This window comes from Pantoea sp. SIMBA_079 (genome assembly GCF_046940275.1).
Classification (GTDB): domain Bacteria; phylum Pseudomonadota; class Gammaproteobacteria; order Enterobacterales; family Enterobacteriaceae; genus Pantoea; species Pantoea borealis.
Genome location: NZ_JAWRYR010000010.1, coordinates 131,856 through 147,689, shown reverse-complemented (window position 1 = coordinate 147,689; position 15,834 = coordinate 131,856). Strand labels below are relative to the sequence as shown.

Sequence of the window (15,834 nt, the reverse complement as noted above, 5' to 3'; positions counted from 1 at the left end):
GAGCGGTAGTTCAGTTGGTTAGAATACCTGCCTGTCACGCAGGGGGTCGCGGGTTCGAGCCCCGTCCGTTCCGCCACCCTATTTAGGGGCGTAGTTCAATTGGTAGAGCACCGGTCTCCAAAACCGGGTGTTGGGGGTTCGAGTCCCTCCGCCCCTGCCAGAAAACAATCCTTTGCTTCGGCAAAGGATTTTTTTTGCCTGAAATTCAGGCTCCCTCTGCATCCATGCAAAAAATAAAGAGTCTGCGCCTGCTTTAATCGCTTCAGACCCTTCTCTGTCTTTTATCTCAATGCGCCAGAACCGGAAATTTAAGCAGCTGACGAATATGCGTTTGCTGATCGCTGTTCTGCAGCCAGACGGCATACAGCGGGCGCACCGCTACCGGTGTGTCAGGGATCAGTACAATATCGTCATATATTGCCTGCCAGGAATCGGGTAAAAAAGCACAGGCCCCGGTCGTATGTAACAGTTCTCGTGTGAGATGTGCTGATGTTGTTGTTAATACCGGAACGTCATCGCTGGACAAATAGCTTTCATGCTGATGAAAATCTGCCCCCCATTCCAGTTTGATATAATCATATTTCTCGCGCTTTTCTGTTTTACGCGCCCGGAACAGAGCAAGCGATATATGACCAATTTGCTGGCTGGTCAGCTCATCCATTTTTGGTGCTTCTGTCGTGATTAACAGATCAAGCTGCCGCTCGTGCAGCTGTTTAACCAGCAAATGACGCTGGGCAATACGGGCTTCCATATGCAGGCTCTCACGGTTCTCATAGAGCGTCTGGAGCCATGGCGTAAGATAAGCCTCCCACAGGGAAGCACTGGCCCCGATAGAGAGCTCATGGTGCTGCTGCGTATGCGAAACCTCTTTTTTTGCCATCAGCCAGGTACTCATCAGGCTTTCCGCATAAGGTAATAGTCGTTCACCTGCTGAAGTCAGGCGGATATTATTACGATGGCGGGTAAAAAGATTCACGCCCAGCTGGTTTTCCAATTGACGGATGCGAAAACTGACAGCAGATTGCGTAAGGTACAGCGCCTCCGCAGCGCGTCCAAAATGACGCGTTCTGCTCACCTCCAGAAAAGTTTTCAGTAATTCCGTATCCACACTATTCTCCCAAAATTTGTTTGTCGTACTGATTTAAATGTTTTGTTTTACACTCTGTCAAGCCTATCTAATACTCCGCGCCATAAATAGCACGGCCATATGAGAATCAGGAGCGTGTAAAATGGCGGAAAGCTTCGCAACAACAAATCGTTTCTTCGATAACAAACATTATCCACGTGGATTTTCACGTCATGGTGATTTCACCATTAAAGAGGCCCAGCTTCTGGAACGCCATGGATATGCCTTTAATGAGCTTGATCTGGCAAAACGCGAACCCGTAACAGAGGAAGAGCGCTCATTCCTTGAAGTGTGCCGCGGACAACGTGAGCCGCTGACCGAAGCAGAGCGCGTCTGGTCTAAGTATACCGCCCGCATCAAGCGTCCCAAACGCTTTCACACCCTCTCAGGTGGCAAGCCGCAGATGGATACGGTTGAAGATTTCAGCGACAGTGATGACTGATAAAACGGGGCTCTGAATGGCCCCGTTTTTATTCCAGCGTTTTATGCAGATAAATCATCAGACGATCGATGCTGCGATAGCTTACCGCTTCCTGCAGATGCGACCGTAATATCTGGGTTTCTCCGGCAAGATCGGTGATGGTTCTGGCCACTTTCAGGATGCGCTGCCACGCACGTACCGACAATCCCAGCGTATTCAGTATTTCTTCCAGCCACTCTGCATCAGCCTGGTTCAACACACAGTCTCGCGTAATCTCGGCATTAGTAAGATGGGCATTAATCTTGCCGGCGCGGGCCTGCTGACGTGCTCTGGCCGCCAGTACCCGTTCCCTGACCTGTGCAGTGCTCTCACCGGTAACAGTCTGCTGACTCAGCGTTCCGCCCGGCAGCAGCGGGATCTCAAGCGACAAATCAAAGCGATCCAGAAAAGGCCCTGACAACCGGCTGAGATAACGCAGTACCTGCTGTGGCGAACAGCGGTTGTGATTGCCCTGATAATGCCCGGTGGGGCTGGGGTTCATTGCGCCAATCAGCTGGAAGCGGGCAGGATAGGTTACTTTAGCCCGCGTACGGGAGAGGGCAATTTCACCTGACTCGATAGGTTCGCGCAGCGCATCAAGAACACGACGATCAAATTCCGGTAACTCATCCAGAAACAGTACGCCATTGTGCGCCAGGGAGATTTCACCCGGACGGGGTATTGAGCCTCCGCCAACCAGCGCGTAGAGAGAGGCGCTGTGATGAGGCGCCCTGAAAGGGCGCTTACGCCACTGAGCGCGCTGCCCGCCCGTAGTGACCAGGCTGGCAATGGCCGCACACTCCAGCGCTTCACTGTCGTCCAGCGGTGGCATAATGCCCGGCAGACGCGTCGCCAGCATTGTTTTACCTGTACCGGGCGGTCCGAGCAGCAGGAGATTATGTCCGCCTGCGGCGGCAATCTCCAGCGCACGCCGTCCCTGCTGCTGACCAATAACGTCACGCAGATCCTGCAGAGGCTCCGTGGCGTCTTCAGTAGCGGCCTGTGCCACCCTGAGCATGGTCTGATTATGCAGAAAAGCGCATATTTCACTCAGGTGCACGCCGGTCAGCGTTTCCCCCTGCTGAATTAACCCCACATCCTGTTGATTTTGCTCGGCAACAATCATCTGACGGCCGGCCCTGAGCGCTGCCATCGCGGCCGGAATCGCGGCCTGCACGCCACAGAGCGCGCCGTTAAGGGCAAGCTCACCCAGGAACTCATAGCGCGCAAGTTTATCTCCTGGCAGCTGCTCTGAGGCTGCGAGAAGCGCGATAGCAATCGGCAGATCGTAGCGGCCTCCCTCTTTGGGCAGGTCGGCAGGTGCAAGATTAATAGTGATACGTTTAGCCGGAAAGCTGAACCCACTATTAATGATGGCGCTGCGTACCCGTTCGCGTGCCTCCTTAACCGTGGTTTCAGGCAGGCCGACCAGCGTCAGCGCGGGCAATCCGTTACTGATATGGACCTCAACAGTGACCAGCGGCGCTTCAATACCCAGTGCCGCACGGGTCAGAACTTTAGATAAAGACATCACTCCTCCTTGTTGCCTCTATCTTTGCCCGTTAGCACGCTATCTGCGATGCCTGGTATACCGTTTTGCCTGCTTTATTCCGCATTTTCCTGCGTTTTTCCACTGGTTTCACTAACAATGAGCGCTCGCTTCCGCTAAACGGCGTGCAGTTACGTGCCGGGCGTAATGAATATTTATCACAAATCTGAATAACCTAGTTTTTACAAGGTGATAACGATAATTACATCCCGACCACGGAAAATTGGCTGATGAAAATTATTGTAAATGACCTGCTAACTATGATAACTCTGTAGGCATTACTTCGAACAAGCGAATAAAAGACAACGTATGAAAGCCCTTCTATCCGTGATTAGCCTAGTCGTGATTAGCGTGGTGGTGATTATTAACCCACCGTGCGGGGCTGCGTCTGGAGAAAGAAAGGCTTAAAAATCAAGTCTGAAATCTCAAAAACCCCCGCACCGAAAGGTCCGGGGGTTTTTTTTTGACCAGACAAACTATCAGCTGATTAGCGAGGAGCAGATTATGAGCAGTAGCATAAAATTCTGTTGTTCTCACAGGATTACAGGAGAATAACCATGACAGGTGCACAATGGGTAGTTCAGGCATTACGCGCGCAGGGCGTTGATACCGTGTTCGGTTATCCTGGCGGCGCTATCATGCCCGTGTACGATGCGCTATATGATGGCGGCGTAGAACATCTGTTGTGCCGTCATGAGCAGGGTGCGGTGATAGCCGCTATCGGCTATGCCCGAGCCACGGGTAAAACCGGCGTCTGCATCGCAACCTCCGGTCCGGGCGCCACTAACCTGATCACCGGCCTGGCGGATGCGATGATGGATTCTGTGCCCGTAGTAGCCATTACCGGACAAGTCTCATCCGCTGTCATGGGCACCGACGCTTTTCAGGAGATTGACGTCCTCGGGCTGTCGCTGGCCTGCACCAAACACAGCTTTCTGGTGGAGTCGCTTGACGATCTGCCTTCAGTAATGGCCGAAGCCTTTGCTATCGCGCAGTCGGGACGTCCGGGGCCGGTGCTGGTTGATATTCCAAAAGATATCCAGATTGCCAGCGCGGAACTGACGCCCCATCTGCTGCCGGTTGAGGAGACGCTTTCCCATTCACCGCAACACATTGATGACGCTCGCGCCTTAATGGCACGTGCAGCAAAACCCGTGTTGTACGTTGGGGGCGGCGTGGGCATGGCGCAGGCGGTTCCGGCGCTGCGTGCCCTGGCTGCAGAAAGCGGGATCCCGGTGGTCTCGACCCTGAAAGGACTCGGCTGCGCAGAGAGCAGCAGCGAGCTCTATCTCGGTATGCTCGGCATGCACGGCACTAAAGCGGCTAACCTTGCCGTTCAGTCGTGCGATTTACTGATTGCAGTAGGTGCCCGCTTTGATGACCGCGTGACCGGCAAGCTGGATACCTTTGCGCCGCATGCCAGCGTCATTCATATCGATATCGATCCGGCGGAGCTGAACAAACTGCGCCGTGCCCACGTTTCGCTGCCGGGCGATCTCCGGCAGATATTGCCCGCGCTGAGCATGCCACTGCAGATTGATGCATGGCGTAATGAAGTCCGTGCGATGAAAGCTGAATTTAGCTGGCGCTACGATCACCCTGGCGACGCGATTTATGCGCCGTTGCTGTTGAAGCAGGTTTCCGATCGCAAGCCGGACAGTACCATCGTGACCACCGATGTGGGTCAGCATCAGATGTGGACGGCGCAGCATATGGCGTTCAGCGCGCCGGAAAATTTCATCACCTCCAGCGGTCTTGGCACCATGGGGTTTGGCCTGCCAGCGGCCGTGGGTGCGCAGATCGCCCGTCCTGATGACACGGTGATCTGCGTTTCCGGTGACGGTTCCATCATGATGAACATTCAGGAGCTGGGTACCATTAAACGCAAACAGCTGCCGGTAAAAATTCTGCTGCTGGATAACCAGCGGCTGGGGATGGTGCGCCAGTGGCAGCAGCTGTTTTTCGATGGACGCTATAGCGAGACCATCCTGACTGATAACCCCGATTTTCTGATGCTGGCCCGCGCATTTGATATTCCAGGCCAGCGTATCAGCCGTAAAGATGAAGTTGACGCCGCGATTGATGCTCTGCTGAACAGCGAAGGACCTTATTTCCTGCATGTTTCGATTGATGAGCATGAAAACGTCTGGCCACTGGTCCCGCCGGGTGCCAGCAACGCAAACATGATGGAGAAAACCGTATGAATCAGCATCAGTTATCAATTGAAGCCCGTTTTCGCCCGGAAGTGCTGGAGCGCATTTTGCGCGTTGTTCGCCACCGTGGCTTTCAGGTCTGCGCAATGAATATGGGCTCCGCCAGCAATGCAGACAATATTAATATCGAAATGACCGTTGCCAGCCAGCGCTCAGTCGATTTACTGTCTTCTCAGTTACGCAAACTTTTGGATGTCGCCTGTGTCGAGATCCAGCAGCAGACAACACAACAAATCCGCGCTTAGTCGCCAAAGGACATAACGATGAGTACGAAGAAAGCAGACTTTATTTGGTTCAACGGAGAAATGGTTAAGTGGGAAGACGCAAAAGTCAGCGTTATGTCTCATGCACTGCATTACGGTACTTCGGTGTTTGAAGGCGTACGCTGCTACGACTCGCACAAAGGCCCGGTAGTGTTCCGTCACCGTGAACATATGCAGCGTCTGCACGACTCCGCGAAAATTTATCGTTTTCCGATCAAGGCCAGCGTCGATGAGCTGATGGAAGCCTGCCGCGAAGTGATCCGCGTTAACAATCTGAAGAGCGCCTATATCCGTCCGCTGGCGTTTGTCGGCGATGTGGGCCTGGGCGTTAACCCGCCGGACGGTTTTACCACTGACGTTATCATTGCGGCTTTCCCGTGGGGAGCCTACCTCGGTCCGGAAGCGCTGGAGCAGGGTATCAATGCCATGGTCTCCTCGTGGAATCGCGTGGCCCCTAATACGCTGCCTACTGCGGCCAAAGCAGGCGGTAACTATCTCTCCTCTCTGCTGGTGGGCAGCGAAGCGCGCCGCCACGGCTATCAGGAAGGGATCGCGCTGGATACGCAGGGCTACATCTCCGAAGGCGCGGGCGAAAACCTGTTTGAAGTTAAAGATGGCATTCTGTTTACGCCGCCGTTTACCTCTTCCGCTCTGCCGGGCATCACCCGCGATGCAATCATCAAACTGGCACACGATCTCGGTATCGAAGTGCGCGAACAGGTGCTGTCACGCGAGTCGCTCTATCTGGCCGATGAGATCTTCATGTCAGGTACCGCTGCGGAAATCACCCCGGTGCGCAGCGTTGACGGCATTCAGGTCGGTGAAGGCAAGCGTGGTCCGGTGACCACCCGAATTCAGAAAGCGTTCTTTGGCCTGTTTACCGGCGAAACCGAAGATAAGTATGGCTGGCTGGATCAGGTTAATCCGTAACAAGACAGCAACGCGGGGGCAGCAGCACCCGCGTCATTTTTCAGACTGGAGTAAATAGAGCATGCCTAAGTACCGTTCAGCCACCACCACCCACGGCCGTAATATGGCGGGTGCCCGTGCCCTGTGGCGCGCCACCGGAATGACCGATGATGATTTCGGCAAGCCGATTATTGCGGTAGTGAACTCATTCACACAGTTTGTACCGGGGCACGTGCACCTGCGCGACCTCGGCAAGCTGGTTGCAGAGCAGATTGAAGCAGCGGGCGGCGTGGCAAAAGAGTTCAACACCATTGCGGTAGATGATGGTATCGCCATGGGGCATGGCGGCATGCTGTATTCACTTCCGTCACGTGAGCTGATCGCCGACTCCGTAGAGTATATGGTCAACGCCCACTGCGCGGATGCGATGGTCTGTATCTCCAACTGCGACAAAATCACTCCGGGCATGCTGATGGCGGCACTGCGCCTCAACATTCCGGTGATCTTTGTCTCCGGCGGCCCGATGGAAGCAGGCAAAACCAAACTCTCCGACCAGATCATCAAGCTGGACCTGGTGGATGCCATGATTCAGGGGGCGAACCCGAACGTCAGCGATGCCGACAGTGAACAGATTGAGCGCTCAGCCTGCCCAACCTGCGGCTCCTGTTCCGGAATGTTCACCGCTAACTCCATGAACTGTCTGACTGAGGCGCTGGGCCTGTCGCAGCCGGGCAACGGCTCGCTGCTGGCCACACACGCCGATCGTAAAGCGCTGTTCATCAATGCGGGTAAACGCATTGTGAGCCTGACCAAACGCTACTACGAGCAGGATGACGTTAACATGCTGCCGCGTAATATCGCGACTAAAGCAGCGTTTGAGAACGCCATGACGCTGGATATTGCCATGGGCGGCTCCACCAATACCGTACTGCATCTGCTGGCAGCGGCGCAGGAGGGCGAGATCGACTTCAATATCTCCGATATTGACCGCCTGTCACGTAAAGTTCCGCAGCTGTGTAAAGTGGCGCCCAGCACCCCGAAATACCATATGGAAGATGTGCACCGCGCCGGCGGCGTAATCGGTATTCTTGGCGAACTGGATCGGGCTGGCCTGATCGACACCAGCGCGCGCAATATTCTGCAGCAGACAATGCGTGAGACGCTGGATCAGTACGACATCATGCTGACGCAGGACCAGGCCGTAAAAGATATGTTCCGCGCCGGCCCGGCGGGCATCCGCACCACGCAGGCGTTCTCGCAAAGCTGTCGCTGGGACACGCTGGATGACGATCGTGCTGAGGGCTGTATCCGTACGCGCGAACACGCCTACTCACAGGATGGCGGCCTGGCGGTGCTGTACGGCAACCTGGCAGAAGATGGCTGCATTGTTAAAACGGCGGGCGTCGATAAAGAGATCCTGACCTTTAAAGGGCCGGCGAAAGTCTACGAAAGCCAGGATGATGCCGTTGAAGCGATCCTGGGCGGTAAAGTGGTGGCAGGCGATGTCGTCGTCATTCGCTATGAAGGGCCAAAAGGCGGTCCGGGTATGCAGGAGATGCTCTATCCCACCACCTACCTGAAATCGATGGGCCTCGGCAAAAGCTGCGCGCTGATCACCGACGGGCGCTTCTCTGGCGGCACATCCGGCCTCTCAATCGGCCATGCCTCGCCGGAAGCGGCGAGCGGCGGCACCATTGCGCTGGTGAAAGATGGTGACCTGATTGAGATCGATATCCCGAATCGCGGCATTAAATTAGCGGTACCGGATAACGAGCTGCACGCCCGCCGTGAAGAAGAAGCTGCGCGCGGGGAAGCTGCGTGGACGCCGCACAACCGCGAACGTCAGGTCTCTTTTGCGCTGCGTGCTTACGCCTCACTGGCGACCAGCGCAGATAAAGGCGCGGTACGCGACAAGTCGAAGCTGGGAGGCTGAGGGTATGGCTGAGTCTCAACCCCTTTCCGCGTCGCCCGACGGCGCGGAGTACCTGCGCGCCATTCTGCGTGCGCCGGTTTATGAAATTGCGCAGGTGACGCCCCTGCAGAAGATGGAGAAGCTCTCATCAAGGCTGGGCAATACTATTCTGGTGAAGCGTGAAGATCGGCAGCCAGTGCACAGCTTCAAGCTGCGCGGTGCCTATGCGATGATCGCCGGATTAAACGAAGAGCAGAAAGCGCGCGGCGTGGTGACTGCCTCTGCCGGTAACCATGCGCAGGGGGTTGCGCTCTCAGCCAGCACGCTGGGACTTAAATCGCTGATTGTCATGCCGGTCACGACGGCTGACATCAAAGTCGATGCAGTACGGGCGTTCGGTGGCGAAGCGTATCTGTTTGGTGCCAGTTTTGATGAAGCCAAAGCGAAGGCGATTGAGCTGGCGGAGCAGCAGGGTTACACCTTTGTGCCGCCGTTTGATCACCCGGCGGTGATTGCCGGACAGGGCACGCTGGCGATGGAGCTGCTGCAGCAGGATGCGCATCTCGACCGCGTCTTTGTCCCGGTTGGCGGAGGCGGGCTGGCAGCCGGAGTCGCGGTACTGATCAAGCAGCTGATGCCGCAGATCAAAGTCATTGCGGTTGAGTCTGAGGATTCTGCCTGCCTGAAAGCTGCGCTGACGGCAGGTGAGCCGGTGGATCTGCCGCGCGTCGGGCTGTTTGCCGAGGGCGTGGCGGTGAAACGCATCGGCAGCGAAACCTTCCGGCTCTGCCAGGCGTATCTCGACGACATCATCACCGTCGACAGCGATGCCATCTGTGCAGCAATGAAAGATCTGTTTGAAGATGTGCGCGCAGTGGCGGAACCCTCAGGTGCGCTGGCGCTGGCGGGCATGAAAAAGTATATCCAGCAGCACGACATCAAAGGTGAGCGTCTGGCACACGTGCTGTCGGGCGCTAACGTCAACTTCCACGGTCTGCGCTATGTCTCTGAACGCTGCGAGCTGGGAGAGCAGCGGGAAGCGCTGCTGGCGGTGACCATTCCTGAACAGCAGGGCAGCTTTCTGACATTCTGCCAGACGCTGGGCGGCCGATCGGTTACGGAGTTCAACTACCGTTATGCGGATGCGGACAGCGCCTGCATCTTTGTCGGCGTGCGCCTGACGCGCGGTCTTGAGGAGCGCAGCGAGATCATCAGCCAGCTTACGGAAGGGGGCTACCAGGTGGTGGATCTCTCTGATGATGAGATGGCCAAACTGCACGTGCGTTATATGGTTGGCGGGCGTCCGTCAAAACCGCTGCGCGAGCGGCTTTTCAGCTTTGAGTTCCCGGAAGCGCCGGGCGCACTGCTGAAGTTTCTGCAGACGCTGGGTGCGCACTGGAATATCTCACTGTTTCACTACCGCAGTCACGGCACCGATTTTGGTCGCGTGCTGGCGGCCTTTGAAGTGAATGACAAAGAACCCGATTTCGAAACCCACCTTACGGCACTGGGTTACGAGTGGCACGATGAGGCGAATAACCCGGCTTTTCGTTTCTTCCTCGCCGGGCAGTAATCAGAGCAGGTGCCAGAACGCGTGAATCAGCGGCTCCCCGAGCCGCTTTTTTTGTACGCAAACGCCCAGCTTCAGCGGCGCTACTGACTCCACGCCCTCCAGCGTCATCACCCGGTTTCGCACCGGCTCAGGGCTGTTCTCCAGCACCACATCCGGCACCAGCGCAATTCCGCAGCCCAGCGCCACCATCGAGATAATCGCCTCATGACCCGCCACCGTGGCGTAGATTTGCGGATTAGCGAGACGATAGCGCCGGAACCAGAGATCGATACCGCGCCGCGCCGGCCCCTGATCCGGGATAATAAACGGAATCTGCGACCAGTCGGGCTGCGTCTGCGTGGCCTGACTGCGTACAGGGCAGGGCAGCGCCGGCGCAATCAGCACCAGCGGGATCAGTCCCAGCGGCGTAAAGCCGATGCTGGCGGGCAGCGATTCCGGCCGGCCGGCGATGGCCAGATCGGCCTCACCCGACTGCACCATCTCAATGGCGTCTGCTGCGTCGCCGGTCGTAAGCTTGATCTCCACCTGCGGATGTTCAGCACGAAAGCGATCGAGAATCGGCGGCAGATGGCTGTACGCGGCGGTCACCGAGCAGAACAGACGCAGCTCACCGCTTAGTGAGGGGCCGTTGAGATCCATGACGTGACGCAGCTGCTGATACTGCAGCAGCGTCTGCTGGGCAAACTGGCGCAGACGTTCACCCGCTTCCGTCAGCGTCACGGTGCGGTTATCCCGCAGAAACAACGCATGACCGACATCCTCTTCCAGCCGCTGGATCTGGCGCGACAGCGTAGAGGGGCTGACGTGCATGGCGCGTGCCGTCCGGCCAAAATGGCAGCTTTCCGCCAGATGCAGAAAGAGTTTTAAATCGCGTAAATCCATCCGGGATCTCCTGACATTCTGTATTGCAAAAATTGCAATGTAACGTTGTTAATATATCAATTTAAGCAATGGATTTCCTGTCATATGATGGGGTCATTCGCGGCGCTGAAGCAGGCGCCGTTACCAGACAATAATGCAAACACAACATTGATGCGGAGTACCCCATGGCTAACTACTTCAACACATTAAACCTGCGCAATCAGTTAGCGCAGCTGGGCAAATGTCGCTTTATGGCGCGCGATGAGTTCGCCGATGGCGCCAGCTTCCTGAAAGGTAAAAAAGTAGTGATAGTGGGTTGTGGCGCACAGGGCCTGAACCAGGGTCTGAATATGCGTGACTCCGGACTGGACGTGGCTTATGCGCTGCGTGCAGAAGCGATTGCGGAAAAGCGCGCCTCGTTCCGCAAAGCAACAGAAAACGGCTTTAAAGTGGGCACCTATGAAGAGCTGATCCCGCAGGCAGATCTGGTGGTTAACCTGACACCAGACAAACAGCACTCCTCTGTTGTGAAAGCGGTTCAGCCCCTGATGAAAGATGGCGCTGCGCTGGGCTACTCGCACGGCTTTAATATTGTTGAAGTAGGCGAAACCATTCGCAAAGATATCACCGTGGTGATGGTGGCACCGAAGTGCCCGGGTACTGAAGTACGCGAAGAGTATAAGCGTGGCTTTGGCGTTCCGACGCTTATCGCTGTGCATCCGGAAAACGATCCGAAAGGCGAAGGTATGGCCATCGCGAAAGCCTGGGCAGCGGCTACCGGCGGTGACCGTGCAGGCGTGCTGGAATCCTCCTTTGTGGCGGAAGTAAAATCGGACCTGATGGGTGAGCAGACTATTCTGTGCGGCATGCTGCAGGCGGGTTCGCTGCTCTGCTTCGACAAGCTGGTGGCTGAAGGGCACGATGTCGCCTACACCGAAAAACTGATTCAGTTCGGCTGGGAAACCATCACCGAATCGCTGAAGTTTGGCGGCATTACCCTGATGATGGATCGTCTCTCTAACCCGGCAAAAATCCGTGCGTATGCGCTTTCTGAGCAGCTGAAAACCATTATGGCGCCGCTGTTCCAGAAGCATATGGATGACATCATCTCGGGTGAATTCTCGTCCGGCATGATGGCTGACTGGGCAAACGACGACAAAAACCTGCTGACCTGGCGCGAAGAGACCGGCAAAACGGCGTTTGAAAACGCGCCGCAGTTTGAAGGCAAAATCGAAGAGCAGGAGTACTACGATAAAGGTGTCGTCATGGTCGCGATGGTAAAAGCGGGCGTTGAGCTGGCGTTTGAAACCATGGTAGATGCCGGCATCATTGAAGAGTCTGCATACTATGAGTCGCTGCATGAGCTGCCGCTGATTGCCAATACCATCGCGCGTAAGCGCCTGTATGAGATGAACGTGGTGATCTCCGATACCGCCGAGTATGGCAACTACCTGTTCTCATTCGCGGCCGTGCCGCTGCTGGAGGAGTTCATGACCACGCTGCAGCCAGGCGATCTGGGTAAAGCGACGGAAGGTACTCAGGTTGATAACGCGCAGCTGCGTGACGTTAATGAAGCGATTCGTCAGCATCCGATTGAAACCGTTGGCCGCAAACTGCGTGGCTATATGACCGATATGAAACGTATCGCGGTAGCTGGTTAAATCTTCCGCCCGACAATTTTCAGCCTCATCAAACCCCGGCCTGCCGGGGTTTTTTATTGCGCAGAACAGCGCCCGGGCACAACGGGCCGCATAAATGCGGCCCCTACCGCGATACATCCTGCAGAGGCACCGCACCACCCGTAGGGGCGCCATTAATGGCGCCCTGGCTCAACGGGCCGCATAAATGCGGCCCCTACGCGATACACCCCGCAGGGGCGCCACACCACCCGTAGGGGTGCCATTAATGGCGCCCTGGCTCAACGGGCCGCATAAATGCGGCCCCTACCGCGATACATCCTGCAGAGGCGCCGCACCACCCGTAGGGGCGTCATTAATGGCGCCCGGGCACAACAGGCCGCATAAATGCGGCCCCTACCGCGATACATCCTGCAGAGGCGCCGCACCACCCGTAGGGGCGCCATTAATGGCGCCCTGGCTTAAGGGGCCGCATAAATGCGGCCCCTACGCGATACATCCTGCAGAGGCGCCGCACCACCCGTAGGGGCGCCATTAATGGCGCCCTGGCTCAACGGGCCGCATAAATGCGGCCCCTACGCGATACACCCCGCAGGAGCGCCGCACCATCCCGCCCCCGCGGCCTACGCAATAAAAAACCCGGACTGGCCGGGTTTTTGTGCTGCATCAGAACGCGACGTTACGCCGCATCATACAGCGTCTGGTGCCGCGTCTCTTTACAGGCGATCAGGGCAATCAGCGTCAGTACTGCCATAGCGGCAAGGTAGAAACCTACTGCCTGCAGGCCATAATTTGCATTGAGCCAGGTAGCGATATAAGGCGCGACGGAAGCCCCGAGAATCGACGACAAGTTATAAGAGAAAGAGGCACCGGTATAGCGTACTTCGGTCGGGAACAGCTCCGGCAGCAGCGCACCCATCGGACCAAACGTCAGGCCCATAATGCTCAGACCCAGCAGCAGAAAGCCCATCACCAGAATCTGCGAGCCGGAGCCAAGCAGCAGCGGAAACATCAGTGCAAAAGCGATAATCATCAGCGTAATCGTGATCATGGTTCTGCGGCGGCCAAAACGATCGGCCAGCAGACCGGCAATCGGTACCATTACGCCAAATCCGATTACCGCCACCATCAGCATCCACAGAAAACTGTTGCGCGAGTAGCCAAGTCCGACCGGTGCCGGCGCGGTGCCGTAGCTCATTGAGTAGACGGTCATGATGTAGAACAGCGTATAGGTAGCCAGCATGATAAACGTACCGAGAATGGTCGCCGTCATATGCTTGCTCAGCAGCGTGCCGATAGGCATACGCACCTGCTTCTGCTCCTTCTGCACTTTGGCAAAAACCGGACTCTCATGCAGCGAGACGCGCACATAAAGGCCGATCAGCACCAGCACCGCCGAAAGGATAAACGGCACGCGCCAGCCCCACTGCATAAACTGCTCGTCGGTCAGCAGCCAGGAGAGCAGCAGGAACGTGCCGTTGGCAAAGAAAAAGCCAATCGGTGCGCCCAGCTGCGGGAACGAGCCGTAGAGCGCACGCTTTTTCGCCGGCGCATTCTCCGTTGCCAGCAGCGCGGCACCTCCCCATTCACCGCCCAGCCCCAGTCCCTGGCCAAAGCGTGCCAGCGCCAGCAGCAGCGGCGCAGAAACGCCAATGGTTTCATAACCCGGCAGCAGACCAATCAGCACCGTTGAGACGCCCATTGTCAGCAGCGAAGCGACCAGCGTCGCCTTACGACCGACGCGATCGCCAAAGTGACCAAACACCGCTGAGCCGATTGGCCGCGCGACAAAGGCGATGGCAAAGGTTGCCAGCGACTGCAGGGTAGCAACGGTGGCATCCCCCTGCGGAAAGAAAATATGCGGAAAGACGATAACCGCTGCGGTGGCGTAAATATAGAAATCGAAGAACTCGATAGCGGTACCGACCAGGGAAGCAACGACAACTTTACCGCGCGAATTGACCGGCGCATCGTCGTGCAGTGCGTCAGGTGTTTCTGTGATGGAGGCTTGCATAAATGTTTCTTAATTGTAAATGTAAACCAGAAATATTACGCACCTGGTATGCGGCATTCAATGAGCAAAAAGCGTGGCAAAACGGCGATTTTCGCCGAAAAAGAGGATAATGTCTGAGTTAACCGGATTGATGGCGGATGGCAGCGACAGGGAGCATTTTTCTGGCGTGAATCGCTGCCAAACCGCTAAATAAAAGTGTCCTGCCGGGGTTTCCTGCTGGCGGATGCGCTGAAATTCGCCAGCAGGAAACAGATATTACTGTTTAGTCAGTTGCCCTGCACACGCTGTCAGGAGGGCTGACGCGGCTGTGGCATTTCCGTGTCCCCTTTATATTTCGCCGTGGCGATCCACGCGGCGCAGAACAGCGTCAGGCGGGCAAAGAAGTAGAAAAACGCCATCAGGCCAAGTACCGAACCAAAGGCGGCGCCTGAAGGAGAGGTTGCCAGCTTCGGCAGCGTCAGCGTCATGACGAATTTAATCACCTCAAAGCCGATGGCTGCCAGCAGCGTACCGCGCAGCAGCGCTCTTTTACGCGGCTTATGACGCGGCAGGATCCAGAAAATCCACAGAAAGAGCAGATAGTTCGCCAGCACGGAGATTGAGAGAGCAATGACCGTCATGACCGGACGCAGCCAGTCAATGCCATCCAGCCCCAGCGCGCTGACGATAGCCGCCTGAGCAGCACCGGCAATCGAGGTCAGCGAAAGGGTGATCACCAGCGCCAGCATCAGCCCCAGGAGTGAAAAGAGATCGCGCAGATATTTCTTCCAGAACACCTCTTTATCATCCGGCGTTCGTTCCCAGACATCGCGCGACTGCGCGCGGACCGCTTCGCGCAGGTTGCCCATCCAGTTGATACCGGAATAGAGCGCCAGCAGCAGACCGGTCAGCCCCACGGTAGCGCGCTGCTGGATCGCGGTGTTCACGGTATTCTTCAGCGTGGTGGCGAGCGTGGGATCGCTGATGCTGCTGACAATTTTGTTAATCAGCTCTGACAGCAAATCCTGATTGGACGCCAGCACGAACCCCACGGCGGCAAACGACACCATCAGGATCGGGATCAGTGATAAAAAAGAGAAATAGGTGATCGCCGCGCCAAACTGGCTGCCCAGCCGGTCATTAAAGCGATCCAGCGCCCGGATAAAGTGGGCCACAGCCGGAATAGACTGAAACCACGTGGCGAAGCGCGACACGCGACGAATTGAGCCATCCACGGTTTTGTTACCGGTGTGGATATCGATCAGCGGCTTTGGATCGGCGGCTGACTCCTGCGTTGTTTTGTCTGTCATAGACGATAGGCATCCTGTTCACTGCGAA

13 protein-coding genes and 1 tRNA gene are annotated in these 15,834 nt (G+C 56.4%); 9 read left to right on the top strand and 5 right to left on the bottom strand.

The window, feature by feature from the left end; genetic code table 11:
* Window positions 1–84: 84 nt before the first annotated feature.
* Window positions 85–160, top strand: a tRNA-Trp gene (locus SB719_RS14200).
* 126 nt (window positions 161–286) lie between these two features.
* Here SB719_RS14200 and hdfR read toward each other — a convergent pair.
* Window positions 287–1,108 (bottom strand): HTH-type transcriptional regulator HdfR, encoded by an 822-nt coding sequence (gene hdfR, locus SB719_RS14195; RefSeq protein WP_065648482.1) that lies wholly within the window; start codon window positions 1,106–1,108, stop codon window positions 287–289.
* A gap of 121 nt (window positions 1,109–1,229) precedes the next feature.
* Here hdfR and SB719_RS14190 point away from each other — a divergent pair, with 121 nt between their 5' ends.
* Window positions 1,230–1,568 carry a DUF413 domain-containing protein gene (locus tag SB719_RS14190; protein WP_065648483.1) on the top strand — a complete coding sequence of 113 codons (339 nt, stop codon included), beginning with the start codon at window positions 1,230–1,232 and terminating at the stop codon, window positions 1,566–1,568.
* Between the two features lie 28 nt (window positions 1,569–1,596).
* Here SB719_RS14190 and SB719_RS14185 read toward each other — a convergent pair whose 3' ends face one another.
* The gene (locus tag SB719_RS14185; RefSeq protein ID WP_065648484.1) at window positions 1,597–3,117 is read right to left on the bottom strand and encodes a YifB family Mg chelatase-like AAA ATPase; all 1,521 of its coding nucleotides are present in this window, start codon (window positions 3,115–3,117) and stop codon (window positions 1,597–1,599) included.
* Window positions 3,118–3,444: 327 nt separating this feature from the next.
* Between SB719_RS14185 and ilvL the strand changes: the two genes are divergently transcribed.
* From ilvL to ilvA, 6 genes are all read left to right on the top strand, one after another.
* Window positions 3,445–3,543, top strand: a complete 99-nt coding sequence (ilvL, locus tag SB719_RS14180; protein WP_071669254.1) for an ilv operon leader peptide — start codon at window positions 3,445–3,447, stop codon at window positions 3,541–3,543.
* A 149-nt stretch (window positions 3,544–3,692) separates the two neighbouring features.
* On the top strand, window positions 3,693–5,339 hold the full coding sequence (gene ilvG / locus SB719_RS14175; protein WP_304236025.1) for an acetolactate synthase 2 catalytic subunit: 1,647 nt from the start codon (window positions 3,693–3,695) through the stop codon (window positions 5,337–5,339).
* Window positions 5,336–5,593, top strand: a complete 258-nt coding sequence (ilvM, locus tag SB719_RS14170) for an acetolactate synthase 2 small subunit (RefSeq protein WP_039381130.1) — start codon at window positions 5,336–5,338, stop codon at window positions 5,591–5,593. Before ilvG ends, ilvM begins: the two co-directional genes overlap by 4 nt.
* Window positions 5,594–5,611: 18 nt before the next feature.
* The gene (locus SB719_RS14165) at window positions 5,612–6,541 is read left to right on the top strand and encodes a branched-chain amino acid transaminase (protein WP_039381127.1); all 930 of its coding nucleotides are present in this window, start codon (window positions 5,612–5,614) and stop codon (window positions 6,539–6,541) included.
* A 61-nt stretch (window positions 6,542–6,602) separates the two neighbouring features.
* Window positions 6,603–8,453, top strand: coding sequence for a dihydroxy-acid dehydratase (gene ilvD / locus SB719_RS14160; RefSeq protein WP_065648486.1), 1,851 nt, complete (start codon window positions 6,603–6,605; stop codon window positions 8,451–8,453).
* Window positions 8,454–8,457: 4 nt separating this feature from the next.
* Window positions 8,458–10,005 (top strand): threonine ammonia-lyase, biosynthetic, encoded by a 1,548-nt coding sequence (ilvA, locus tag SB719_RS14155; protein ID WP_292974318.1) that lies wholly within the window; start codon window positions 8,458–8,460, stop codon window positions 10,003–10,005.
* Here ilvA and ilvY read toward each other — a convergent pair whose 3' ends face one another.
* Window positions 10,006–10,887 (bottom strand): HTH-type transcriptional activator IlvY, encoded by an 882-nt coding sequence (ilvY, locus tag SB719_RS14150; RefSeq protein ID WP_065648488.1) that lies wholly within the window; start codon window positions 10,885–10,887, stop codon window positions 10,006–10,008. It lies immediately after the preceding gene.
* Window positions 10,888–11,051: 164 nt separating this feature from the next.
* Here ilvY and ilvC point away from each other — a divergent pair, with 164 nt between their 5' ends.
* Window positions 11,052–12,527 (top strand): ketol-acid reductoisomerase, encoded by a 1,476-nt coding sequence (gene ilvC, locus SB719_RS14145; RefSeq protein ID WP_094112051.1) that lies wholly within the window; start codon window positions 11,052–11,054, stop codon window positions 12,525–12,527.
* Window positions 12,528–13,182: 655 nt separating this feature from the next.
* On the opposite strand, the gene SB719_RS14140 is transcribed toward ilvC, so the two are convergent.
* Window positions 13,183–14,517, bottom strand: a complete 1,335-nt coding sequence (locus tag SB719_RS14140; RefSeq protein ID WP_412159316.1) for an MFS transporter — start codon at window positions 14,515–14,517, stop codon at window positions 13,183–13,185.
* A gap of 287 nt (window positions 14,518–14,804) precedes the next feature.
* Window positions 14,805–15,806 carry an inner membrane protein YhjD gene (gene yhjD / locus SB719_RS14135; protein ID WP_065648491.1) on the bottom strand — a complete coding sequence of 334 codons (1,002 nt, stop codon included), beginning with the start codon at window positions 15,804–15,806 and terminating at the stop codon, window positions 14,805–14,807.
* Between the last annotated feature and the right edge of the window lie 28 nt (window positions 15,807–15,834).